23 protein-coding genes are annotated in these 23331 nt (G+C 66.1%); 16 read left to right on the top strand and 7 right to left on the bottom strand.

The annotated features are described in order from the left end of the window. On the top strand, positions 1–403 hold a 403-nt coding region (locus J9611_RS10330; RefSeq protein WP_211879898.1), incomplete at its 5' end, for a hypothetical protein. Between the two features lie 36 nt (positions 404–439). Here J9611_RS10330 and J9611_RS10325 read toward each other — a convergent pair. Continuing rightward, the gene (locus J9611_RS10325; RefSeq protein WP_211879897.1) at positions 440–682 is read right to left on the bottom strand and encodes a hypothetical protein; all 243 of its coding nucleotides are present in this window, start codon (positions 680–682) and stop codon (positions 440–442) included. A gap of 249 nt (positions 683–931) precedes the next feature. Here J9611_RS10325 and J9611_RS10320 point away from each other — a divergent pair, with 249 nt between their 5' ends. Further along, positions 932–1798, top strand: a complete 867-nt coding sequence (locus tag J9611_RS10320) for a DUF4031 domain-containing protein (RefSeq protein ID WP_211879896.1) — start codon at positions 932–934, stop codon at positions 1796–1798. 37 nt (positions 1799–1835) lie between these two features. Here the strand turns inward: J9611_RS10320 and J9611_RS10315 are convergent, their stop codons facing one another. From J9611_RS10315 to J9611_RS10305, 3 genes are all read right to left on the bottom strand, one after another. Continuing rightward, positions 1836–2309 carry an SRPBCC family protein gene (locus tag J9611_RS10315; protein ID WP_211879894.1) on the bottom strand — a complete coding sequence of 158 codons (474 nt, stop codon included), beginning with the start codon at positions 2307–2309 and terminating at the stop codon, positions 1836–1838. An 11-nt stretch (positions 2310–2320) separates the two neighbouring features. Continuing rightward, positions 2321–2728, bottom strand: a complete 408-nt coding sequence (locus J9611_RS10310; RefSeq protein ID WP_211879892.1) for a YccF domain-containing protein — start codon at positions 2726–2728, stop codon at positions 2321–2323. A 77-nt stretch (positions 2729–2805) separates the two neighbouring features. After that, complete coding sequence (locus J9611_RS10305; RefSeq protein WP_211879890.1) at positions 2806–3357, bottom strand: YceI family protein; 552 nt, start codon at positions 3355–3357, stop codon at positions 2806–2808. Positions 3358–3794: 437 nt separating this feature from the next. Between J9611_RS10305 and J9611_RS10300 the strand changes: the two genes are divergently transcribed. Then, entirely contained in the window at positions 3795–4682 is an 888-nt protein-coding gene (locus J9611_RS10300; protein ID WP_504741951.1) for a metallophosphoesterase, read from the top strand. 77 nt (positions 4683–4759) lie between these two features. Here J9611_RS10300 and J9611_RS10295 read toward each other — a convergent pair whose 3' ends face one another. After that, entirely contained in the window at positions 4760–5773 is a 1014-nt protein-coding gene (locus J9611_RS10295) for a glycoside hydrolase family 16 protein (protein WP_246527634.1), read from the bottom strand. Positions 5774–6038: 265 nt separating this feature from the next. Between J9611_RS10295 and J9611_RS10290 the strand changes: the two genes are divergently transcribed. The 8 genes from J9611_RS10290 (at position 6039) to J9611_RS10255 (ending at position 14442) form a co-directional block, all read left to right on the top strand. Then, positions 6039–6902, top strand: coding sequence for a glycosyltransferase family 2 protein (locus J9611_RS10290; protein WP_372447779.1), 864 nt, complete (start codon positions 6039–6041; stop codon positions 6900–6902). 1 nt (position 6903) lies between these two features. Beyond that, positions 6904–7902 carry a glycosyltransferase gene (locus tag J9611_RS10285; protein WP_211879888.1) on the top strand — a complete coding sequence of 333 codons (999 nt, stop codon included), beginning with the start codon at positions 6904–6906 and terminating at the stop codon, positions 7900–7902. A 67-nt stretch (positions 7903–7969) separates the two neighbouring features. Next, positions 7970–9070, top strand: a complete 1101-nt coding sequence (locus J9611_RS10280) for a hypothetical protein (protein ID WP_211879886.1) — start codon at positions 7970–7972, stop codon at positions 9068–9070. An 11-nt stretch (positions 9071–9081) separates the two neighbouring features. Next, positions 9082–11190, top strand: a complete 2109-nt coding sequence (locus J9611_RS10275; RefSeq protein ID WP_211879884.1) for a glycosyltransferase — start codon at positions 9082–9084, stop codon at positions 11188–11190. After that, positions 11187–13085, top strand: coding sequence for a hypothetical protein (locus tag J9611_RS10270; RefSeq protein WP_211879882.1), 1899 nt, complete (start codon positions 11187–11189; stop codon positions 13083–13085). The genes J9611_RS10275 and J9611_RS10270 overlap by 4 nt, the downstream gene beginning before the upstream one ends. Further along, a complete protein-coding gene (locus tag J9611_RS10265) occupies positions 13075–13452 on the top strand; it encodes a hypothetical protein (protein WP_211879880.1) in 378 nt (125 codons plus the stop codon). Before J9611_RS10270 ends, J9611_RS10265 begins: the two co-directional genes overlap by 11 nt. After that, positions 13449–13619 (top strand): hypothetical protein, encoded by a 171-nt coding sequence (locus J9611_RS10260; protein ID WP_211879878.1) that lies wholly within the window; start codon positions 13449–13451, stop codon positions 13617–13619. Before J9611_RS10265 ends, J9611_RS10260 begins: the two co-directional genes overlap by 4 nt. Positions 13620–13719: 100 nt before the next feature. Then, a complete protein-coding gene (locus tag J9611_RS10255; protein WP_307857070.1) occupies positions 13720–14442 on the top strand; it encodes a hypothetical protein in 723 nt (240 codons plus the stop codon). 189 nt (positions 14443–14631) lie between these two features. Here J9611_RS10255 and J9611_RS10250 read toward each other — a convergent pair whose 3' ends face one another. Then, on the bottom strand, positions 14632–15231 hold the full coding sequence (locus J9611_RS10250; protein WP_211879874.1) for a phosphoribosylanthranilate isomerase: 600 nt from the start codon (positions 15229–15231) through the stop codon (positions 14632–14634). 127 nt (positions 15232–15358) lie between these two features. Between J9611_RS10250 and J9611_RS10245 the strand changes: the two genes are divergently transcribed. The 3 genes from J9611_RS10245 to J9611_RS10235 all read left to right on the top strand — a co-directional run bounded on the left by J9611_RS10245 (position 15359) and on the right by J9611_RS10235 (position 17969). Further along, the gene (locus J9611_RS10245) at positions 15359–16036 is read left to right on the top strand and encodes a HutD/Ves family protein (protein WP_211879872.1); all 678 of its coding nucleotides are present in this window, start codon (positions 15359–15361) and stop codon (positions 16034–16036) included. A 254-nt stretch (positions 16037–16290) separates the two neighbouring features. Next, positions 16291–17298, top strand: a complete 1008-nt coding sequence (locus J9611_RS10240) for an aldo/keto reductase (protein WP_211879870.1) — start codon at positions 16291–16293, stop codon at positions 17296–17298. 20 nt (positions 17299–17318) lie between these two features. Next, a complete protein-coding gene (locus J9611_RS10235) occupies positions 17319–17969 on the top strand; it encodes an MBL fold metallo-hydrolase (protein ID WP_211879868.1) in 651 nt (216 codons plus the stop codon). 87 nt (positions 17970–18056) lie between these two features. Here J9611_RS10235 and J9611_RS10230 read toward each other — a convergent pair whose 3' ends face one another. After that, positions 18057–19904, bottom strand: coding sequence for a DEAD/DEAH box helicase (locus tag J9611_RS10230; RefSeq protein ID WP_211879866.1), 1848 nt, complete (start codon positions 19902–19904; stop codon positions 18057–18059). A 499-nt stretch (positions 19905–20403) separates the two neighbouring features. Between J9611_RS10230 and J9611_RS10225 the strand changes: the two genes are divergently transcribed. Together J9611_RS10225 and J9611_RS10220 are read left to right on the top strand one after the other, a co-directional pair. Further along, positions 20404–21405 (top strand): class I SAM-dependent methyltransferase, encoded by a 1002-nt coding sequence (locus J9611_RS10225; protein WP_211879864.1) that lies wholly within the window; start codon positions 20404–20406, stop codon positions 21403–21405. Between the two features lie 147 nt (positions 21406–21552). Further along, entirely contained in the window at positions 21553–23331 is a 1779-nt protein-coding gene (locus tag J9611_RS10220) for an IS1634 family transposase (RefSeq protein ID WP_211879861.1), read from the top strand.

The following is a 23331-nucleotide window of genomic DNA, read 5'->3' as shown; positions in this document are numbered from 1 at the left end:
AACACACAGTGGAACACCACCGGCAGCAAGGCCGGCGATCCGCCATGCCCGAAACCAAAAACCGCGGCCGGCCCCGAAATCAATCAGGACCAACCGCGGATCGGTGGATCAAGGCTTAGACGCGCCGAAAATCGGCCCGGTCGAACTGGCCGCGATGGTGAAGAAGAAGCTGGGGCCGCGCAAGCTGACGCCGGGTTTACCCCCGGAAGTTGACCGGCTTCTCGACCGAATGCAGGTGTCGGGAAAGAAGCGTAAGGCTCAGAAGAAATCAATCCGGGGCATCGCATACGACCTGCACCAAGCCATGACTAAGGATGACAGCGGAAGAGCGCCGGGCGGTAGCCGGCGTACTGGCGTTCGGGTGCCGCGGCTCCCTTCCCGAGGGCGTGCACATCTCCCTTGACTACCTCTCCCGAACGACTGGCATGCCCCACGCCAGCTACTTGATTGCCTTGCCCGGCTTCGTTCGCTGAACATCACCGTCAAGACCGGTCCGCCGAAGCGCGACGCGTTGGACAAGGGCGAGCTCGCCACGGACGATCTCGATGTCCTCCTTAGCTTCCGGACGACCCGCGATAGGTTCGAACACGCAAACGAAGTCGCCTATTACACCGTTCAGAGTGCGGCACACCACTTCTGCGAAGATCATGGCCTCGAAGTCGTGACACGACAAGATTTTCACCGCCTATCCTCAGCCTTTGACGGACAGGTTGTCGTCGAATGCGAAAGTAGACAACCTGCGCTCGCGGGTGACCGAGGCTAGACTGCCGGGAGATCCCACCGGGCGCAGCCGAGCTTCGTGCAACAGTGGCTCACAAGTCCTTCTCTTGGCGCTTGATACTGGTAGAGGCCGCGTCGTTGGCGCAGAGGCGAAGATACAGAAGGGCGCGTTTGGTGTTGCTCACCGGGCGATCGCTTCGGAACGGAGAATATGATCTACGTTGACCCGCCCCTCTGGCCTGCCCATGGCACCCACTTCTCGCACCTGATCTCGGATACCTCGATCGAGGAGCTGCACGCCTTCGCCGTGGACGCCGGCATCCCGGAACGGGCGTTCGACGGCGACCACTACGATGTTGCCGAGGCCCGGTATGGAGCACTCGTGGCGGCCGGAGCCATCCCGGTGGAGGGCAGGATCCTGGTCCGGAAGCTGATCGCCAGCGGCCTTCGGATCCCGGCACGGCGGCGCGGGAAGGCGCTGAAGGTCCCGCTCCTGAACCGCTGGAACCGCGCGCTGCCGGGCCGCGACGCCCTCTTCCTGGACCTGATGGACCGCTGGGGCGAAGAGCACCGGAAGTACCACGGCCGGACCCATCTGTTGGCGGTGCTGGAAGCCCTGGACGTGCTGACCGATCCTGCCGATCCGCCCCGCACCGTGCTGCTCGCGGCCTGGTTCCATGACGCCGTCTACCGCGGCATCGCGGGCCAGGACGAGGAAGAATCGGCCCGGCTGGCCGAGGATACGCTCATACGGGCAGGGCTTCCCTATGCCGAGGTGGACGAGGTGGCCCGGCTGGTGCGGCTGACGGCCGACCACCGCCCCGTACCGGACGACGCCGCCGGTGCCCTGCTCAGCGACGCCGACCTCTCGGTCCTGGGCGGGGACCCCGAGGCCTATGCCCGCTACCTGGCCGCGGTCAGGGAAGACTTCGCGCACATCGGCGACGACGACTTCGCCGCCGGGCGCACCGCCGTCGTCCGCCAGCTCCTGCAACAAGAGCCGCTGTTCCACACGAGCCGCGGACGCGAACTGTGGCTGGCGGCTGCCCGCCGGAACCTCCGGGGCGAACTCGCTTGAGCGGGCCCGGCCCGGGACGCCCCTGCCCGGGTTGGGACTAAGCTGCGACGCCCAGGTGATCGGCCAGCCGGTCGAACGACTCCCGCCAGCCGCTTCCGTGGCCGTCGCGGCTTTCCACGGACTCGAACGGCCCCTGGCTGAAGGTCATGCGGGTGCCGCCGCCGATCTCCTCCAGCCGGAATGCCGCCTCGGTCTCGGCGCCGCGGGTCCCGTCCGGCTTGTCCCAGGCATGGGTGAACACAAACAGGGCGGGCGGTTCAATGTCGGTGTGGACGCCGCCCCACCAGTGCTCCTCGCCGGTAGCGTCGTTGATCATGCAGGCCCGGTACAGGCCTCCGATCTCAGGGTCCGCGTCGACACTCCCGCGCGGGACATGGAAACCGTGCGGCCCCCACCAGTCCGGGGCCTGGTCCGGGTCCGTGAGCGCGGACCAGAGAGCCGCGATGGGCACCGGGAACTCGCGGACGATGACCAGCATGAGGTCCTCGCTCTTCGTTGATTCTTCAGGCATCGTGGTCTTCCTCAGCTCGTGCGGTAGGCCGTCACGAAGGGTGAGTTGCTTGGGATGATCTGTTTTCCCAGCGGCATCAGGGACACCGGGATGAGTTTGAGGTTGGCAATGGCCAGCGGGATGCCCACGATCGTGATCGCCATGGCGAACGCCGTCACGACGTGTCCAATCGCGATCCAGATGCCGGCCACCAGCAACCAGACGACATTCCCCAGCAGGGTGAACACGCCGGTGCCGCCGGGCCGGTCCACCACAGTCCGACCGAAGGGCCAGAGCGCATAGGAGGCTATGCGGAACGAGGCGAGCCCCCACGGAATCGTGACGACCAGGAGGCAGCAGATGATTCCCGCCACGAAGTATCCAAGCGCCAGCCAGAGGCCACCGAAGAGCAGCCAGATGAGGTTCAGGAGAGTCTTCATGGACCCATTCTCCCCCTCGAGGAGCCGATCAGGACCAGGGGCGGACCCTGCACGGCCGCTGACGACGGGAGGCGCCCCTAAGCCTCAGCCTGCTTCACCATGGCCGCTTCGACGTTGATCTTGACCTTGTCGCCCACCAGCAGGCCGCCCGCTGCCAGGGCGGCGTTCCACGTCAGGCCGAAGTCCTTGCGGCTGATTTCCGCCTCCGCGCTGAAGCCTGCCCTGGTCGCCCCGTAGGGGTCAACCGCGACGCCGGTGTATTCGACTTCCAGGTCCACAGGCTTGGTGATGCCGCGGATGGTGAGATCGCCCGTCAGCACGTAGTCCTCGCCGTCGCCCCGGAGCGAGGTGGCCCGGAAGGTCATCTCGGGGTACTCCTCGACGTCGAAGAAGTCAGGACCGCGGACGTGGCCGTCGCGGTTGGCGTCACTGGAATCGAAGCTGGCGGTCTTGACGGTCGCGTGCAGGGTGGCGTCGGCGAGGGAATCCCGCAAACGGGCCTCCGCGGAGGCCTCGTTGAAGCGGCCACGGACCTTGCTGATCCCTGCATGGCGGACGGTGAATCCGATTTCACTGTGGGACATGTCCAGCGTCCAGACGCCAGTGGTCAATCCTTCGGGCAGAGTCACAACGGTCTCCTTCGAGAAGCGGCGGGGTCGAACCCGCGCGGTCATCGGGGTACTCCCCCACAGAGCATGCTAACGAGGAAGCTTGCAGCATGCTAGGGCACGGGGTTGGCCCATCCGGCCTCTGGTCTTCGACCCCTTGCCGGGTTAGTCTGGCGTATCAAACACCGAGCTTTCACATAAGCCTGATCCACCCAGTGATGTGAGGAATCGTGGCCGGATCGCCGAGTAAACGGGGCAAGCGTAATTGGGGCAAGCGCGGCAAGGTTTGCTGGGGCGCCGGCTGGCTGAGTCTGTGTATGCTGCTGGCAGCCTGCCAGCCTGGCCCGGCACCAACACCGTCCCCGGCGCCGCCGACACCCACGCAGCCGCCGGCGCCCCCGGCACCCTCGCAGCCGCCGGCACCCGGAAGCGCGGTACACTTCACGGCCCAAGGCGACATCGGTGTGAGCACGGGAGCCAAGAAGGTGCTGGACGTCGTGGCGGCGATCAATCCGCAACTGAATCTCGCTCTCGGTGACTTCACCTATAAAGCGGGAATCGAGCAGAAATTCTGCGACATGGTCACCGGCGCACTGGGGGCCGAGTTCCCCTATCAGCTGATCACGGGAAACCATGAGAGCGATGGGCATGAAGGGGATATTGAGAATTTCGTCCGTTGCCTGCCGAACAAACTGCCCGGCCTTCAGGGCGAGTACGGCACGCAGTGGCGCGTGGACGTCCCGGAACAAAATCCTCTCGTGCGGTTCATTATGGTTTCCCCGGGCATTGACTTCCGCGGCGGTCAGCCACTCGATTACTCGAAGGACAGTGAACGCTGGCGCTGGACCCTTGACGCCATCGAAGAGGCCAAGTCACAAAAGATCCCCTGGACCGTGGTCGGCATGCATGTTCCCTGCCTGAGCGTAGGCAGATATGACTGCCAGGCCGGCCAGGAATTCACGAATATGTTGATCGAAAAGAAGGTCGACCTGGTTTTGTCCGGCCATGACCATGTCTACCAGCGAACGCACCAACTGAGCCTGGGCGGACAATGCCGGGAAGTCGTCCCTGCCGCCTTTTCCGGCGGGTGCCTCGTCAACACCGATGCCAGTATGGTCCAGGGCTCGGGGACAGTCTTCGCAACCATCGGAGTGGGTGGAGTCGGGCTCTACGACGTGAACGAGGGAGACCCGGAAGCGGGCTACTTTGCCTCATGGTCCGGAAAGAACCTGAATCCCACGCTGGGGACCCTCGACGTCACCGCCACTGCGGCCGATCTGTCAGCCCGGTTCGTTCCCGCCGAGGGGTATACGTTCACTGACTCCTTCACCCTCCGGCGAAGGTAGCAGGGGCGTACGAAGGTAGCAGGGCGTGTGGTGATCGGCGGCGAGCGCAGTGAAGCCCAAAGATTCCCGCAGGATCCTCAGGCCGGCGTCCAAATGCTGATCCAGTCGAGGGAGACGTGGCCCTGGGTCTCCGGAAGCGGGCAGCCCGTAAGGCAGGATTCTGTCTGCAGAATGAGGTGCATTGGCGTCGTGGGCGGCGCGGTCGTGCTGGCGCTGATGGATTGGCCGTCAAGAAAGAATTCGACCCGTCCCGGGCTCCACTCCATAGTCGCAACGTGCCACGAGGAGTAGTACGCGGCCGATTCACCTTTGACGAAAGCGTCGCTACCATCCGGCCTTGGGTAATGCACTGCCCCATAAATGACTCCGGCGAGGTCACCCTCGGGGAAGTCGATCTCACCGTCGCGGGGCCAGACGCCGCTGTCCGGCCACATGAGCCATGCCGTCTTGAATCCCGCCAGCGAGTCGGCCTTGAAGCGAACCGAATAGCGGCCGTACAGCAGGCTGTTGTGACGCGGCGGATTGGCACTGGCGTTGGGAATCCTGGGCTGGGGCGCAGCCCCCATGGATATCCCGTTTTCAGAGTGCAGATACCAGTCAAGGGCACCGTCTTTGACGCTGAGGACTTTCGACGGGTAGTAGCCGGAGCGTCCGCCGCTGACCTGCCCGGCTGTGTCTGGCGTTCCGTCCTTATAGCCCGCGCTCCAGCGCGTGCCATACAGCTCCCCAGGGAAGGCGCCAAGGGGGACATCGCCGGCGGAGAAATCTTCCTCGAAAACCTGTTTCCAGCCGGGCAGATCGCCGCTCTGTTTCAGATCCGCGGCGGCACTCTGCGGCGACGCGGGCGACGCGGGGCCATCGGAGACTCCGGCGGAAGGAGGCTCGACGCCTGCCGGCTGCGCCCCCGGCGTATCCCCGCCCTGGGTCGAATCCGGCGCGGGGCTGAGCGGCACCCGCTGGTCCGCGGGGCCGGCCATCCCAACGCCGCAACCGACCAGTACCAACACGACGGGGGGAACGAGGATATGCAGGAATCTACGAAGCAACCGGCTGCTTGTTCGGACAGCCCGTCCTTGATCCGGTTTGCGCATGCGGCCAGTGTGGCACGGAAGGATCGGGCGGATCAACCGATTTTCGCCCGGGTGGGACGAGCGATTCGCCTTGACATCGGCTTCCCGGCTTAGAAAGTGGAAGCTTCAATAAAACCCAAGGTTTATGCAAGGTGCGTCGCCCAGTATTTAGGTCTGGGGTATTTTCACCAAGTTGCCACAACTCATCAGCGAAAGTGACGGGTCTATTTCCCGGTTTGAGGGTCCGGGAAGCGCTGCAGTTGGGGCGAGCAGACTACGTCATTGAGTGGTGAGGCCAGTGTCCATCCCGAATCTTAAACCAAATGTGCGCCCCCAGTCGACGCCCCCGCCGGTAAACCCGTCCGTCAGCGTCGTCATCCCTACCCTGAACGAGGCAATGAACTTGCCCTGGGTACTCCGCAGGATGCCGTCCTACGTGGACGAGGTGGTGATAGTTGACGGCCGTTCCCTCGACAGCACCGTTGACGTAGCCCGAGCCCTCCGTCTGGACGTCGTGGTCGTTGCCGAACTCCGTCCCGGCAAAGGCAACGCAGTGCGCGCCGGCTTCGCTGCAGCAACTGGCGACATCATCGTCATGCTAGATGGTGACGGCAGCATGGACCCCCAGGAAATTGGCTGGTTGGTCACGCCGCTCCAGCACGAATACGATTTCGTGAAAGGCTCGCGCTACGTCACGGGCGGCGGTTCCGACGACATCACCTGGTTGCGCAGCACCGGGAATCGCATGCTCACGGCTCTGGCCAACACTGTCCTTCACAGCGACTTCTCAGATCTTTGTTACGGCTACATCGCTCTCCGCCGTGAATGCGTCGAGATCCTGGAGCTGGAGTCGGACGGCTTCGAAATCGAGACAGAACTGATAGTGAGGGCTTCCAGGGCAGGGCTTCGGATTGCCGAGGTACCCAGCCACGAACTGTGCCGCATCTCCGGCAACTCAAACCTGAACACGTTTAGGGACGGGTGGCGGGTCCTGCGGACACTTGCCCGGGAACGCGTCAGTTGGGAAGCGCCCACCGCCGGAGCCCGCCCTGAAGCCCTGCGGCGCGTGAAGTACAAGTACCCCAGCAAAGAGTTTCCCCATGTACCCACGGATCCCCGGAGCATTCTGGGTGTGAGGGCGGGTGAATAGAATGTCCCAGCCGACCGGCTTGCCCGCCGTATCCGTGGTCATCTGCTCCTACGCCGAAGAGCGCTGGGACCTGTTGATGGGCGCGCTGGACTCAGTTCGCGGCCAGACTCTTCCTCCGCAGCAGACGATCGTCGTCGTCGACTACAACATGGATCTCTACAAGAGGCTCATCTTCACCGTGCCGGACGCGGTGATAGTCGAAAACACCGGCCCCAAAGGCCTCTCCGGTGCACGCAACACCGGAGCCGGCGTCGCGACCGCCGAGATAGTGGCCTTCCTCGACGACGACGCCGAGGCAGCCCCGGATTGGCTCGAACGGCTCGCGGCGCCGTATGACGATCCGGATGTGCTCGCCGTGGGCGGCCGCGTCGCGCCGCGGTGGGAAGCCGGCCGGCCCCGCCATTTTGCCGAAGAGCTGGACTGGATTGTCGGCTGCACGTATCGAGGGATGCCCAAGGTTTCCACCGAGGTCCGGAACGTCATCGGGGCGAACATGTCATTCCGCGCCGAAGTCCTCAACCGCGTCGGCGGCTTCAACACGGCGCTTGGCCGGCAGGATGCCATTCCGCTCGGCTGCGAGGAGACAGAGCTCTGCATCCGGGCGGTGATCGGGGCGCCCGGCTCCCGCGTCGTCTACGAACCCGCAGCCCTCGTGCACCACCATGTTCCGGCTGAACGGGGCACCTTGAAATACATGCTGGCCCGCTCCTGGTCCGAAGGAATTTCCAAGGCACAGGTAAGCCGGGTCGTCGGCCACAAGCGGGCACTGGGCCCGGAACGGCGCTATGTCCGGCGGGTCCTGCCCCGGGCGGTGTTTTCCGGAGTGCGTGACTGGATCCGAGGCAAGGATTCCGCCGGGCTTGGTCGTGCAGGAGCGGTCATCGCCGTCCTCGCGTCCACCGCCAGCGGATACGTGCGCGGCCGCCGCCAGCCTCCCGCGCCCATGCCAGTCAAACCAAGCCTGGTAACACCGGACGACCTCTGGAGGGAAGTTCAGTGAAACGGACACGCCAACCCCATGCCCCGACGGTTGCCAGCGGCAGCCCTGATATCAGGAAGCGGCAATCATGAGCCAGTCTGAACGAGACGTCAAGCAGCCGACTGGGGCGTCTCTCGGCGCCAGCTTCGACGTCCACGGCGTCGTAGGCATCGAAGTCGAGGCCGGAACGCCTGGCGAGTCGCAACTGCGAGACATGCTCGCCCCGTTCCTAGGCGAGTCCCACGCACCCAGGCGGATCACCATCGGAGGGAACGTCTCGCCGGGATCCGGCCAGTCGCACGCAGAGGACGCCTACCGTTTCACTGCGGACTCGCTCTACATCCCGGCCGACCGCGTTCAGATCATCGAGACACCGGACGGATACCGCATTGAAGGCGCCGGTGAGCTGTTGACCGCCGTGATCCCGCTGCTGGATCGGTTGTGCGTCCTGGAAGAGACGGCGATGATCCATGCGGCAGTCGTGGATTTCCGGGGTTCCGGGGTTCTTCTCCCGGCGTGGGGTGGTGTCGGCAAGACCAGCACCGTCGCCAAGCTGGTCGCCATGCGCGATGTACGCTTCATGGCGGATGACTGGGCATTCATGGGGGCCGGCGGCATGCTGATGGGATATGCCAAGCCAATGTTCATCAAACCCCACCACCGGGCCATCTACCCGGACTTGTTTCGTGGAACCCGCAAGCCCTTGGCGCCGGGCTGGCTGACGAACCCTGTCGCCCATCTGGCCACGGCCGTCCACCCCGTTATTGTGCGCTACCCGAAGACCGCAGCCTTCACGAGACGCTGGTCCCCCGAACACCGGATGGTGCAACCGGACCATGTCTTCGGTTCGGAGCGGATCTCGTCGGCGGCACCGGCGCAGCTGGCAATCTTCCTCGAACGCTATGACGGGGCTGATGCCCGGCTGGAAGCCCGCAGCACGGAGTGGATGACCTCCCGCATCGTTGGAAACTTCCATTCCGAACTGCCGATGGTTTCGCGTCGGCTGGTCGAAGCGCTCGGTGCCACCAGCCTGGTTCCGCTGGAGGAGCACTTCGGGCAGAAAGCCGCGGTCGTCAGGCGGGCGCTGGAGGACGTGCCCTGCTGGTTGCTTCGGCTACCGGCCTCTTGGTCCGCGGACCAAGCCTCCGACTTCATTGCCAACATGGTCCGCTCCAAGCTCGACGAGTGAGGTGAGGCCACGTGAGCCATCTCAAGGTGTCAGTTGTTGTTCCGGCGCGCAATGCGGCGACCTGGTTGGGGGAATGCCTGGAGTCCATTGGGCGCCAACACCCCCACGAAATGATCGTCATCGATGGATGCTCGACGGATGACACGGTCCAGATTGCACGGTCCTTTGGAGCGCGCGTCATTTCCGACGAGGGCCGCGGCCTCCCGGCCGCGCGGATGCTGGGCGCCCGAAGCGCCAACAGCGACGTCGTCGCCCTGATAGACGCCGACGTCGTACTTCCTCCTGGGAGCCTGGAGGAACTCCTGGGCGAATTCGAGACAGGAGGCTTTGACGGACTCCAGTTCGGGCTGGCCAGCGAGTCCGATGGGCCGGGGTACTGGGGCTCGGCCCTGGCATGGCACCACAACCACAGCCGGGTGCGGTCCTGGTTCGGGGTCTGCGCCACCCTCATGCGTCGAGATGTGCTGCTCTCGGTCGGATTTGACGACAACTTCCGGTCCGGAGAAGACATCGAGTTGAAGATACGGCTGGAGGACGCCGGGTACCGGCTCGGCGTCTCCCCCACCACCGTGGTCCGGCACCGCTTTGCCGACACGTATGACTGTGCCCGCGACCAATGGCTCCAGGACGGGGCAGGGTTGGCCCGGACCATCCGCAAGCACCCTGCCCGCGCCGGCTGGATGCTGGCACTTCCGCTGCTGGCGTCAGTGCGCGGGGCGGGCCTGTCCCTGATCCTTGCACCGCGTTACCTGCCGTATTGGGCGGGCTTCCTGCTCTACAACTACCGCTCCATGTTCGGCGAGATCCTGCGTCCGCAAAACCAGCCGATCTCGGTCGGAGGAAATGCGGCCTGGCTGGCCGCAGCCAGGGTTGCCCCCATGCTGACGGGGTTTCTGTTCTGGGCTTTGGCTGCCCTGGTACTTCCTCCGACCCAAATAGGCCTGGGCTCGGCCGTCGTGTCCGCGGCCCTCCTCACCGTCCAACTGGGAATGCTGGGCGTCGGACCGGCAACACTGACGCTTCTCCCGCGAGAAACGGACGGGGGGCGCCGCCTCATCGCCACCAGCCTGCTCACGGTGGGTATCTTCTCGCTCGTGGTGGGCGGAGCATTGGCGGCGATCACGCACTCGCTGGGTTCGGGCGTGGGGGAGGCTTGGAATAACCCGCTGGTAACCCTTGTCTTCCTCGCTACGGCTCTCTTCGCCGCCAGCGCCTATCAGCTGGACCACATCGGCGTCGCCCAGGAGCGTGCCGACCGCACGCTCGTCCGCAGCCTCGTCCAAAGTTTGGTGCAACTTGCGTTCCTTGCCGGTGCGTTCGCCGTCGGAATCCGTGATTTGCTGGTTGTCATCGGAGCGGTCGGCGCCGGGGCACTCCTCAGCGTTCTAGTGGGGCTGCGCCAACTTGGCCGCGCGCACGTCTCGCCTGACTGGCGGCATGGGCTCAGACCCGGCCCTGCCTTGAGGCTCTTGAAACCGGGCCTCCCGAACCACGCGCTCATGCTTGCGGACCGGGCACCCGGCTATTTGCTTCCGCTCATCGTCGCTGCCACCTTGGGCCCGGCGGCGACGGCAGCCTGGTACATCGTGTGGATGATGGCCTCAGCGGTGTTCTTTGTGCCGCAGTCCGCCGGGTTCACGCTCCAGACAGCCTTGGCAGGCCCCCGTTCGAAGCCTGGCCTCGTCGCCTCGGCAATGCGGGCCAGCCTCCTCCTTACCCTTGCGGCCGGCCTGATCCTAATGGTTGCGGGACCCTTCCTCCTCAGCCTCCTCGGTCCGCAGTACGCCTCGGCCTGGGTACTGCTGCCCGTACTGGTTCCGGCGCTGCTGCTGAGCTGCTTCACCCAGGTTTACTACGGGCTGTGCCGCGCCCAGGGGCGTCTGGTGGAATCCACATCCGTTGCCCTCGTTGCCGCCATCCTTGTCGTGGCACCGGCTGCAGCAGTTGCCCAACAATATGGCCTTACGGGCGTTTCCGTGCTCTGGTCCGTCGCTCAGGCGGCGGTTGCGCTGATCGCCGTCCGACGTCTGATCAAGCTGACCCGAGAGATGCCCGCCGCCGCAACCGGCGGGGTCCCTTCGGCGGCGCGCCATGAGCCGACTGGAATCGAGAAACCATGACAAACGACACGGCAGAAACTGTACCTGCGCGCACGGCGCCCGGACGGGACGAGCACGCTCGACACAGCGGTGCAAAACCTCCTACGGACCGCAACCTCGGGCTGACGCCCAGCTGGAAAATCGGCGCTCTAGCGGCCGTCGCCGCAGTGGCCCTGGTTCTTGGGATCTGGAGCATGACCCGCGTTGATCCTCAACAGATCGGCGGCTCGGGACTCATCAGCGCTCTCCCCCTTACTTACTTCGTGGCGCTTGCCTTCAGCTTGGCCGGATTCGTGGCCTCGCTTGGTCTGCGCCGTTTCATTCCGGGGCTCCTGACCTGGCAGGTTCTGGTCCTGGTGCTCATCCTGCATGGCGCCGACCCGATCATCCATGGTCTGCCACGACTCGAAGCAAGCTTTCGCCACTTGGGGATTGCCGACAACATATCCCAATCCGGACAACTCAATACGGGCCTGGACGCATATTTCAACTGGCCCGGCTTCTTCGATGCACTCGGGATGCTGTCGGGGGCAACCGGCGTGACGGACCTGACGGGTATCGCCACATGGGCTCCCGTGGGGATCAACGTGATCCTCCTGGCGCCGCTCCTGGCGCTCGCGACACGGTTGACTTCAAATCCGAGGCAAGCGTGGGCGGGTGTGTGGGTCTTCTATCTGACCAGCTGGGTCGGTCAGGACTATCTGGCCCCGCAGGCCTACGCCTTCGTTCTTCTGCTAACTCTGCTGGCCCTGCTTCTCAGCACCTTCAGTGGATGGGCGTGGCCGACGGACCGAAACCGGTTCTGCAGGTGGCTTGCCCGGGGTGTATCCCGGCTGGACGGCTCGGTTGCCCGGCAAGGAATAGTCGGACCTTCCAGAGTGGACGCGGCTATCCTCGTGGTGGTCTGCTCACTGATTCTCATGGCGATGACGGCGTCGCACCAGCTCACGCCCTTTGCAGCTATCCCGTTCCTGGCCGTTTTTCTGCTCACCGGCCGGCTGCGGCTGCGGTTCCTGCCCGTCCTGGCGGTGGTCCTGCCGGTGGGCTGGCTGCTCTTCGCGGCTTCAGCGTACCTCCAGGGGCACACCGGCCAGCTCTTCGGCTCCTTCGGCGACGTCGGGGCCAACACTCTGGGGGCACTGTCCACAAAAGTGTCCGGCAGCGATTCACATATGTTTGTGGTCTACACCCGGTTAGCGGAAGTGGCGCTGGTATGGGTCCTGGCCATCATCGGCGCCATAACGGGCTACAGGAAAAAGACGCCCTGGCTTGCGGCCGCGGCCGGTACGCTCGCACCGCTGTTCCTTATTCCGGCCCAGCCGTACGGCGGCGAGCTGCTTCTTCGCCTGTATCTGTTCAGCCTGCCCTTCGCGGCATGTCTCGCGGTGCTGCCTCTGATGTCGGACAAGATCGTGGCGTCGGACCGGACCGGGGGCCTGGGCTTGAAACGGGCACTGATCCTGCTGCTGCTCGGCGGGCTACTCGCCGCAACGACCATCGTTACCCGCTATGGAAACGACAGCATGGAGAGCTTCAACGACGACGAAATCGCCGTCGTGAACCACCTGTACTCGACGGCCCCCACGGGATCAATACTGATCGAAGCGGTGCGCAATACTCCGTGGAAGGCCCAGCACTATGCGGACTATGACTACCGGGCACTTGTGGCAGCCGAAGCAAGGCCCGGCGCGGCCCCGCTCACGTGCGACCCTGTCAACGAGATCGCCCGCAACTCGGGGGCGTACGTGATTGTCACCGACAGCCAGCAGGCGGCCGCCGATCTTCGCGGCTCGACTCCAGCAGATGACCTTAAGCACTTCATCGCCACCTGCGGCACCAGCCCCGGCTGGACAAAGGTATTTGAAAACGCCGGCGGCGTGATCTTCCAGATCCAAGGAGCAAAAAATGGCAAATGAACGCATCTACCTGAGCTATGCGACGGCCGCCGTCGCAGTCGCCGCCGTACCGCTCTCGTTCTTCGGTCCGGGCGGCCTCCGGCTAGCGGTGATCGGCCTGCTGATGCTCGCCGGCCCCGGGACGGCGCTGGTCCTGCTCCTCCGCCTTGACCCCCCGCGCTCCATGCAGGCAACCGGGGTGCTGCCACTGAGCATCGCCGTCGCCATCGCGTTCAGCCTTGCGATGTCCACGCTGGTAGCGACCGCAATGATCTACGCAGGACTTTGGTCCCCGCCCGCGGGCGTCTTCATCCTCACCGCCACCACACTCGCACTACTGGGATTTGAGCTCAAGAGGTCCCGGACCACCCTGGCTGGTGCGAAATGATCGTCTTCCTGGTGGGCTTCGCCACCGTAGTGGCACTCGTAAGCTGCGAGGTGCTGCGGGTGTTGAAGCCCGAAAAGCGACTCCCCAAGGGGGCCGTATTGGTAACCGCTGCTCTTCTATCGGTGATTGGCATCTCGGTCGTAGTGCAGTTGGTGACGCTGGCCTGAACAGGGCCAGCCTGCTCGTCGCTTCGGCGCGAGATCACCGTAACAAGCAGAACCAATCACGGAGAGTACATCAATGAAAAGTTTAAAAGCACTGAGCACAGTGGGGACACTCGGACTCATCGTAGCCGGTACCCTTGTTTTCGGTTCCGCGCAGGCAGGTTCGGCGGCAACCTGCGACGTCGGCACACCTGTGCCGCCGCCCAACTCTTTTCCCGGAACCGCCGTCACCGCCACAGGCTTTGAGTCCGGCAGCCTTTGCACGCTGATCCCGAAGGTGGGGCCAGTGGGGACAAACGGCACGGCAACTGTTACGGGATCATTGGCAAAAACCGGGATCCGTTCAGCCAAACTGCATGTGACCACCGATTCCGGTTCCCTCGCGAACCTCTCAACCCCACCCCTCCCCGCGGGAACCAAAACGGCCTACGCCGACGGCTGGTTCAATATCACCAAGGCCGGAGTCGCCGGCAACGATGTGCCGTATTTCCGCTTCTTCTCCGGCACCACCCGGGTTGCGGATATCTACCGCTACAACAGCAACGGGCAACTGTGGCTGCGGGTGACGGCTCCGAGCGGGAGCTTTGTCTACACGAAGCTGATCGCCGGAAACATATCCATGAGTGCCTGGCATCACGTCACGATGCGCGTCACCGCCAACGGCAGCAAAACAACGATCCAAGTTTTGTTTGACGGGGTGCAGAAATACTCAAGCAGCACGGTCAGCATGACCGGGACCAGCCTTAGCAAAGTCCAGCTTGGGGCCGAGCACAACCGCCAGATGGGCGACGAATACATCGATAATGTCATCATCAAGGCCTCGTAGCTGAACGGCCTGGACGGAGGCGGCGCTCGCGGCCTCCGACGGGAAAAACGTCAGCACTTCGATGAGTCAGCACTTCGATGAACAGAGGGCGGCGGCCGGAGATCTTTCCGGCGGCCGCTCTCCGGCGCGGGCTTCCCCGCCGTCGGCAGGCCAGGTTTCAGCCCTCGCGGGGGCCCTATTGCGCTGGCCTCATGACGATTTGGCTGCCGTCACGAAGGCCCTGATCTTGGCCAGGTCCTTGACCCCGCGGGACGATTCGACGCCGGAGGAGACATCCACGCCCCAGGCGCCTGCCTGCGCGGCAGCCTGAGCGACGTTGAGGGGATCCAGGCCCCCCGCCAGCAGCCAGGGCCTGCCTTCGAGCCCCTTGTCCCGGACGGAACCGTAGTCCCAGGCCTCGCCGGAGCCCGGTACGGCGGCGTCGATCAGCAGCAGGTCCTCGCCCCAGCTGCCGAACGCAGCAGGAGGGGCGGACATCGTGACGGCGCGGATGATTTTCAGGCCGGCGTCGTGCACCGTCTCCACGTCCGCCGGGGAGCGCTCACCGTGTAGCTGTACCCAGGCCAGGCCGGCCTCGCGGGCCACCGCGACGGCGGCCGCGGCCGCCTCGTGCCGGAAGACGCCCACAGCAGGAAACCGGGCCGGGAGCTGCTCAAGGAGTTCCCTGACCTGCGCCGGCGTCACTTCCCGGGGACTCCGGGTCAGGACGAAGCCGACGGCGTCTGCACCGGACTCGACCGCCAGTCGCACCGACTCGGGCGTACTGAGGCCGCACACTTTGACAAACATTTCAGCTCCTTTCGCAGCAGTTCCTGCCTCTGACGTTAGCAAGACGGCACCGAGGTTACGCGCCGCCGCCCCGTGGCACATCCAGGCCGGCGTCGGGCCAGACTGAGCCGGCCGCTAGGCTGGGGACATGGAGATCATCCGCTATGCCGAGCTGAAAGCCCAACCCTGGCGAAACGGCGGCGGGCTGACCCGCGAACTGGCCAGCCATCCCGCGGCCGCCCCTGCGGGGGACGCCACAGTGCAGGACGGCTGGGACTGGCGGGTGAGCATCGCCGAGGTGTCCAAGGCCGGCGGCTTCTCGACCTTCCCCGGCATGGACCGGGTGTTGACGGTGATTGATGGTGAGCTGCTGCTGCTGAGCGTCGACGGGGCCGAGCACCCGCTCGAGAAATACCGCCCGTTCCGGTTTTCCGGCGACGCGGACTCGGCCGGGGCCCTGCCGACCGGCGATGTCCGGGATCTGAACGTCATCACCCGGAACGGCGTTTTCAAGGGCTACACCTCCATCGTCGAGCTGTCCAAGAAGCGCGCCCATCCCGTGTTTGCAGGCCAGTGGGGCATCCTCCTGCACGGCCACGCCAGGGTCAGCAGCCCCGGACGCACGGGAGGCGCGGCCGTGCCGGGCGGCGCGGCGGCGTCCGCCGGGCCGTCGGAGCCCGAACTGGCCGCCGTGGAGCTAAACCGTTTTGACGCCGTCGTCGGTTCAGACACTGCCACGCCGGAAATCCTGGGCCGCGGATTCCTGGCCGTTGTTTCCATCGACCGCGTTTCCGGCGGCACGGAGAGCGGGCTTGCCACGGACTGACAGTCCCGGACCAGCAGTCACGGCAGCGTTCCGTGGCCTTCACCCATCCCGTCCGGCCCGGACTGTCCGGGCAGCCCCTGCGCCCGGGAAAACTTCCACTGCCTCGACGCTCCGGCCCGGCTGGTCGGAGCCCGGGCGGCGTGCCCGCGGCAACACGCCGTGCCAGGAGCCGGTTCGCGGTCAGCGACTGGGCAGGAGCGCTGGAATATAGGAGACTGGCCCGGGGTTCTGGGATAGAACGAACGGAGCACATCATGGCAGCATCAGTCCAGCTCGGCGACGGCCTGACGGTCAGCCCCCTGGGGTTCGGCGGCATGGCCCTGACCCCGGTGTACGGGGAGGTGGACCAGTCCGAGGCCCTGAAGACCCTGCACCACGCGGTGGATGCCGGCGTCAGCTTCATCGACACGGCGGACATCTACGGCGGAGGCGGCAATGAGGAGCTGATTGCCCGGCTGCTCGAGGAGCGCCGCGGCGAGGTCCAGCTGGCCACGAAATTCGGCCTGGTCGGCACACCGGCAACCGGCTACACGGACATCCGGGGCGACGCCGCCTACGTGCGGCAGGCCCTGGACCGCAGCCTGCAACGGCTGGGCACCGACACTATCGACCTGTATTACATGCACCGCCGTGACCTCCGCGTTCCGATAGTGGAAACCGTGGAGGCCATGGCGGGGCTCGTGCAGGCCGGCAAGGTGCGGCATCTTGGCCTGTCCGAGGTGACGGCCGAGGAGCTGCGCGAAGCCAGCAGCATCCACCCGATCGCCGCGGTCCAGAGCGAATGGTCCATCTGGAGCCGCGATGTGGAACGCAACGTTGTTCCTGCGGCGGCCGGGCTGGGGGTGGGTTTTGTGCCCTACTCGCCGCTGGGCCGGGGATTCCTCACCGGCACCGTGGACGCCTCGAAGCTGGGCAGCAACGACTTCCGCCGCAACATCCCGCGCTTCGCCGAGGACGCCGCCGTCGCAAACCAGGGTGTGGTGGCCGCCGTGCAGGCAGTCGCCGCCGAAGTCAGCGCCGCCGGGCAGAGTGCCACGCCGGCGCAGGTCGCGCTGGCCTGGCTCCTGGCGCAGGGCCGGAAGCTGGGGCTCCCCGTCGTCCCGATCCCGGGCACGCGCAAGGCGCACCGGATCGATGAGAACCTGGGCGCCCTGGGGCTCAACTTCACCCCCGCCCAACTGGAGAAGCTCGACACCGCTGCGGACGCCGTCGTCGGCTCCCGGTCCGCAGACCCCCGCTGGGTGTCCGAGGGCCGCGAATAAAGCGACCGTAGACTAAGCCCATGGACTCGCTCATTCACTCACTTCGTGACATCACCATCCGCCGGATTTCGGTCAGCGAGATGGACAACAACGTGTACCTGCTCACCGCCAAGGAGTCCGGCGCGCAACTGCTGATCGACGCGGCCGACGACCTGCCCGCCATCCAGGGGCTGCTGGCAGACGCCGCCGCGGACACGTCCGCGACGCCGAAGCTGGCGATGATCGCCACGACGCACCAGCACTGGGACCATGTCCGCGCACTGCCGGGCCTGGTCGAATCCAGCGGCGCGAAGACGGCGGCCGGTACGGAGGACGCCCCGGAACTGCCCGTGCCGGTGGATGTCCTGCTGGGCCACGGCGACGTCGGCAACTTCGACGGCTTCGACGTGACGGCGGTGCACCTGCGCGGGCACACCCCGGGCTCGGTCGCCCTCGTATACCAGGACCCGGCAGGGCCCGCGCACATTTTCTCCGGCGATTCCCTGTTCCCCGGCGGCGTGGGCAACACCCAGAAGGATCCTGAGCGGTTCGCCCAGCTCATCGCGGATGTGGCCGAGCGGCTGTTTGATGTGTATCCGGATGACACCGTGGTGCATCCGGGCCATGGCAAGCCCACCACCCTGGGCGCGGAACGCCCGCACCTTCACGAGTGGCGCGCCCGCGGCTGGTAGGCCTGAAACCTCATCGAGTGCTCCAGAACTGCCGTTATGAACCTTCTAAACGGCAGTTACGGAGCACTCGATGGTGGTTAAGCGGCCTTAGCGGCTGCGGCGTTCGTTCGACGCCGGAGCGGACGCGCGGCGGGGGCCGCCGCGCGCCGGACGGCCTTCGCCGGAGCGGCCGTTGCCGCCACCGGCGTAGGAGCCGCCCGAGGTGCCGCCCGTGTTGGACGACCAGACAGCAGCGTTTCCTCCGGTTTTGCTTCCGGCGGATTGGGCGCCGGCCGCTGCACGCTGGCCGGTTGCCGGACGTCCGCTGCGCTGGCCGCCGCCCGAAGCACCCGTGCGGGGAGCGCCGCCGCGTCCTTCCGAGGTGCGGCCGTCAGAGCCACGGCCGGCCGCAGCGCGGCCGCCTGCTGCCGGTACATCGTTGCGGTGTGTGCCGTAGGAGGTTGAGCGGCCGCGGGCGTTGCGGCGTTCGGCGCGCTCGGCCTCCATCCGGTCCTCATTCTTTTCCGTGACGCGCTCCGCGGCGTTACGCGCGGCGGCCTGGCCTTCGTAGGCCACGGCGCGCCGCTCGGCGCGGGGAAGATCGGTGCGCGGAGCCTCAGCTCCGACACGGCCGCGGCCGCCACGTCCGCCGCGGCCACCCGCGGTGGGTGCGGCCTGGGTGCTGCGGCGGGCGCGCTTGCGCTCTGCGTTGGCTCCGGTGGACGTGCCGCCGCCCTGGTTGGACTTGGCGGCCAGCAGTGCGGCGCGGGTGCGCGGATCGATCTTGTCGGCAATTTCGCCCACCAGTTCGGCAACCAGCGGTGAGTTGGCGGTGACGCGCTCGAAGTTGACCTCGACGCCGGCAGCCTTCATGAGCTTCTTGACGTCGGACTGCTGCTCGGGCAGGGTCAGCGTGACGACGGTGCCGTCCGAACCTGCGCGGGCCGTACGGCCTGAGCGGTGCAGGTAGGCCTTGTGCTCCGTGGGCGGATCCACGTGGATGACCAGCTCGACGTCGTCGACGTGGACGCCGCGGGCGGCGACGTCGGTGGCGACCATGACGCGGACATCGCCGGAGGCGAACTCGGCGAGGTTGCGGTCACGGGCGTTCTGCGAGAGGTTGCCGTGCAGGTCGACGGCGGGGATGCCGGCGTCGGTCAGGGTCTTGGCAAGCTTGCGGGCGTGGTGCTTGGTCCGCATGAACAGCATCCGGCGGCCGGCGCCCGAGGCGAGCTCGACGATCAGCTGCTTCTTGACGGTCTGGTCGTTGACGACGAGCACGTGGTGTTCCATGGTGGTCACCGCGGCCTGCGGGTCGTCCACTGAGTGGGTCAGGGGGTTGGACAGGTAACGCTGGACGATCTTGTCCACGCCGTTGTCCAGGGTGGCGGAGAAGAGCAGGCGCTGGCCTTGGGTGGGGGTCATGTCCATGAGCTTCTTGACGACCGGCAGGAAGCCGAGGTCGGCCATGTGGTCGGCTTCGTCCAGGACTGTGATCTCGACGGCCTCGAGGGTCAGGATGCGCTGGCGGATCAGGTCCTCCAGGCGGCCCGGGCACGCGATGACGATGTCGACGCCGGCGCGCAGCGCCTTCTCCTGGCGGGCCTGGGAGATGCCGCCGTAGATCACCGTGGTGGTCAGGCCCATGGCCTTGGCCATCGGCTCGATGGTCGCGTTGATCTGGGTGGCCAGTTCACGGGTGGGGGCCAGGACCAGGCCCATGGGACGGCCCGGCTTGCGGAAATGCTTGGCCTCCCGCTCGGCGAGTCGTGCCACCAGCGGGATGGCGAAGGCGATGGTCTTGCCGGAGCCGGTGCGGCCGCGGCCCAGGACGTCGCGTCCTGCCAGGGTGTCGGGGAGGGTCTTGACCTGGATCGGGAAGGGTTCCTCGATCCCCTGGGCGGTCAGAGTGTCGGCGAGTACCTTGGGCGTTCCGAGGGCAGCAAATGTAGTCATGTATTTCAAGGTCTTTCAGGCGGTATCCATGCGGATATCGGCCCCCGGCGCCGGTTGGCCCAGGGGTTCGCCGAAGAAAAGTCAGGTGATCAACCGGGCTGCCACTAACCTTGCGGCAGTTGCGGCCGGGACCAAATAGAACGCGTTCATCGACGCAGGATGTGCCTCTCACATGAAAAAAACCCACTTCCTGCAGTCGGATTCCGGGAGGAATCCAGCAGGGGAACCGGTTGATGAACCGGAACCGGTCAATCAAGGCTGATCAACCGAATCTAAAGTGGGCATCACTGCACATCAAGTTCCCCCAGTCTATCAGCTGCGGCGCCCCTTCCCGGTACGCGGCCGGCACACGGCCCGCTGGCGCCCCGTGGCGCCCCGTCCCCGGCTCCAGGCGGCGGGCCTGTTGACCGCCCCTTGCCGCCGGAGGAGCATGGACGCGGCAGCAGGTCGGAGGAATCGGGGCGGGATGCGGGACCTAGGTGGGACAGCTCGGTCCGGTTTGTTTCGCCTTGTCCAGGCGGCGCTGCTGCCGGCCGGGACGGCGGGCTACCTGGTGGCCGTGCCGAAGCTTCTCCTCTACAGCCGGCGGACGGCGGTGTCCGCCACCCTGCTGGCGTCGCTCTACACGCGCTACATGCAGCACCTGCTGGGGACCAGGCCGGACCAGCCGGCGGCCCGGCTCATGATGGTCATGCCCAATGTTTCCCGCGTGGGGTTCCGCCTTGAGACGGGCCCCACGATGGCGGGGCACCGCCTGACGGGCTATGTCCCCAGGATCTACCGCTATCCCTACGAGGGCGAACCCCCGATGCGCCATCAGCAGACTGCCCGGACAAGTTTTTACGACGCCGCCCTCCGCCGGCATCTCCCCGGGCTCGACCAGCTCGTCATCCTCGGTGCGGGCTTCGACACCCGCGCCTACCGGCTGACACCGGAAGACCAGGTGCGGTGCTTCGAGATCGACCGGCCCCGGACCCAGGCGTTCAAGCTCAGGATGCTGAAGAATGCGGGGCTCGCCACGGACCGGGCGACGTATGTGGCCGCCGACTTCCACGCGGAGGACTGGTTGGAAAAACTGGTGGCGGCGGGGTTTGACCCGGCCCGTCCCGCGTTCTTCCTCTGGGAAGCGGCGACCATGTACCTGGACCGCGCCGCCGTCGAGGGGACCTTGCAACGAATCGCCAGGACGGCGCCCGGCAGCGTGGTCGCCTTTGACTACTTCTCCGCCGGGATCATCACGTCCCGGTCGCCCTTCATGCGCTACGCCCGGGCCGCGACGAGGTTCGCCGGCGAGCCGCTCACCTTCGGGATTGACAACACGCCCCCGGCCCGGGAGCGCGCCGCGGAATTTGTTACAGCCTTCGGCCTCACGCTTGAGGAACACCGGAATTTCGGACGGGAGACCCGACGGCGGCCTGCCCCGGCCGGATTCGTCACCGCCCTCGTCGGGCGCCCGGGAGCGTCCGGCCGAAGGATGGGTGGAAGCATGGCCCCCAGGTAACTCGCAATAGACCGAAGTTACGTGGGCCTCTTGCCCGGATTCCGTTGGGGCTCCGGGCAAGGGGCCTGTTTTGTATCATCATTTGTAGCCACTAAATTCGGCGTGTCGCTGCCGGTCGATCAGATGGATTCGTTGTAGGATCTTTCCATGGCACGCAAGCAGCAGGCGATGCACGTAGCCCGCACGATGAGCCGCAGGGTGAACAAGGCCGGGGTGATGGTCGAGTACGAATCGGTGCTGCTGCGCCGGTCCTTCCGGCAGGACGGGAAGGTCAGGCACGAGACCCTGGCGAACCTCTCGGCCCTGCCGGAACACGCGGTCGAAGCGCTCCGCACCGCACTGGCCGGCAACGCGAACCCGGGCCTGGTTTCCGCCGCGGGCCTGGAGGCCGTGCGGTCCCTGCCGCACGGCCACGTCGCCGCCGTGGCCGCCCAGGCGAAGGCGCTCGGGATGCCCGCACTGCTGGGCCGGGCCGGGAAGATGCGCGACATCGCCTTCGCCCTGGTCATTGCCCGGGTCTGCCGTCCGGGCTCGAAACTGGCGACCACCCGGTGGTGGGCCGACACCACCCTGGCCTCGGACCTCGGCGTCGCCGGCGCCACGACCGACGAGGTCTACGCCGCGATGGACTGGCTCGCCGGCCGGCAGGACGCCATCGAGAAGACCCTGGCATCCCGGCACCTGTCCCCGGAGGCGAACCCGGACCGGCTCGCACTGTTCGACTTGTCCTCGTCCTGGGTCACCGGGCATAAGTGCCCGCTGGCGGCCCGCGGCTATTCCCGCGACGGGAAGAAAGGCCTCGAGCAGATCGAATACGGCCTCCTCACCGACCCGGCCGGCCGGCCCGTCTCCGTGCGCGTGGTGCCGGGGAACACCGCCGACCCGGCCGCGTTTGAACAGCTCGCCAAGGACTTCAAGACCCGGTACGGGCTCCAGGAGATGGACCTCGTCGGGGACCGCGGCATGATCACCAACGCCAGGATCGAGCAGCTGAAGGAACTCGGCGGACTGGGCTGGGTCACCGCGCTGCGCGCCCCCGCCATACAGGCCTTGGCCGCCGATGACGGGCCCCTGCAGATGAGCCTGTTCGACGAGCAGAACCTGGCCGAGATCGCCCACCCGGACTACCCGGGCGAACGCCTCATCGCCTGCCGCAACCCCGCTCTCGCCGCCGAACGGGCCCGTAAACGCACCGCACTGCTCGCAGCCACCGAAACGGAGCTGGCCAAAATCACCGCCGCCGCCGAAGCCGGGCGGCTCAAAGACGCCGGGAAGATCGGGGTGCGCGCCGGCAAGGTCGTCGGCAGATACAAGATGGAAAAGCACTACACCCTGACCATCGACGACACCTCGTTCACCTGGACCCGGAACGAGGAACAGATCGCCGCCGAAGCGGCGCTGGACGGGATCTACATCATCCGCACCACCGTCAACGAGACCCGGATGGACGCCGGACAAGTCGTCGCGACCTACAAGTCCCTGGCCAACGTCGAACGCGACTTCCGCTCCATCAAGGCCATCGACCTGCACCTGCGCCCGGTCCACCACTACACCGAAACCCGGGTGAGGGCCCACGTGTTCATCTGCATGCTTGCCGCCTACCTCACCTGGCACCTGCGCAAAGCCTGGGCACCCCTGACCAACACCTGCGAACACCGGCCCGAACCGGCCAACCCCGTCGCGCCGGCGGAACGCTCCACCGCCGCGCAGGCCAAAGCCTCCCGGCGCACCACCGCCGGCGGACAGGCCGTCTACAGCTTCCGCTCCCTGCTGGACCACCTGGGGACACTGACCCGCAACCGGCTCCACCTCGACGGCACCCCCGACACCGCCGGATTCGACCTCGTCACCACCCCCACCCCCGTCCAGCGTCAGGCCTTCGAACTCATCGGCCAGCCCATCCCGACCACCATCGGAGGAAAGTAG

The sequence above is a fragment of the Pseudarthrobacter albicanus genome, from assembly GCF_018224015.1.
GTDB lineage: Bacteria > Actinomycetota > Actinomycetes > Actinomycetales > Micrococcaceae > Arthrobacter > Arthrobacter albicanus.
Note: the sequence above shows the minus strand (reverse complement) of the source record. Positions and strands in the feature narration are given on the sequence as shown.

What these genes read in the sequence shown, in the direction of transcription:
- J9611_RS10320 (WP_211879896.1), top strand. Translation starts at nt 932, where the DNA reads ATGATCTACGTTGACCCGCCCCTCTGGCCTGCCCATGGCACCCACTTC.
- J9611_RS10315 (WP_211879894.1), bottom strand. Translation starts at nt 2,309, where the DNA reads ATGCCTGAAGAATCAACGAAGAGCGAGGACCTCATGCTGGTCATCGTC.
- J9611_RS10310 (WP_211879892.1), bottom strand. Translation starts at nt 2,728, where the DNA reads ATGAAGACTCTCCTGAACCTCATCTGGCTGCTCTTCGGTGGCCTCTGG.
- J9611_RS10295 (WP_246527634.1), bottom strand. Translation starts at nt 5,773, where the DNA reads ATGCGCAAACCGGATCAAGGACGGGCTGTCCGAACAAGCAGCCGGTTG.
- J9611_RS10285 (WP_211879888.1), top strand. Translation starts at nt 6,904, where the DNA reads ATGTCCCAGCCGACCGGCTTGCCCGCCGTATCCGTGGTCATCTGCTCC.
- J9611_RS10280 (WP_211879886.1), top strand. Translation starts at nt 7,970, where the DNA reads ATGAGCCAGTCTGAACGAGACGTCAAGCAGCCGACTGGGGCGTCTCTC.
- J9611_RS10270 (WP_211879882.1), top strand. Translation starts at nt 11,187, where the DNA reads ATGACAAACGACACGGCAGAAACTGTACCTGCGCGCACGGCGCCCGGA.
- J9611_RS10265 (WP_211879880.1), top strand. Translation starts at nt 13,075, where the DNA reads ATGGCAAATGAACGCATCTACCTGAGCTATGCGACGGCCGCCGTCGCA.
- J9611_RS10260 (WP_211879878.1), top strand. Translation starts at nt 13,449, where the DNA reads ATGATCGTCTTCCTGGTGGGCTTCGCCACCGTAGTGGCACTCGTAAGC.
- J9611_RS10250 (WP_211879874.1), bottom strand. Translation starts at nt 15,231, where the DNA reads ATGTTTGTCAAAGTGTGCGGCCTCAGTACGCCCGAGTCGGTGCGACTG.
- J9611_RS10245 (WP_211879872.1), top strand. Translation starts at nt 15,359, where the DNA reads ATGGAGATCATCCGCTATGCCGAGCTGAAAGCCCAACCCTGGCGAAAC.
- J9611_RS10240 (WP_211879870.1), top strand. Translation starts at nt 16,291, where the DNA reads ATGGCAGCATCAGTCCAGCTCGGCGACGGCCTGACGGTCAGCCCCCTG.
- J9611_RS10235 (WP_211879868.1), top strand. Translation starts at nt 17,319, where the DNA reads ATGGACTCGCTCATTCACTCACTTCGTGACATCACCATCCGCCGGATT.
- J9611_RS10230 (WP_211879866.1), bottom strand. Translation starts at nt 19,904, where the DNA reads ATGACTACATTTGCTGCCCTCGGAACGCCCAAGGTACTCGCCGACACT.
- J9611_RS10220 (WP_211879861.1), top strand. Translation starts at nt 21,553, where the DNA reads ATGGCACGCAAGCAGCAGGCGATGCACGTAGCCCGCACGATGAGCCGC.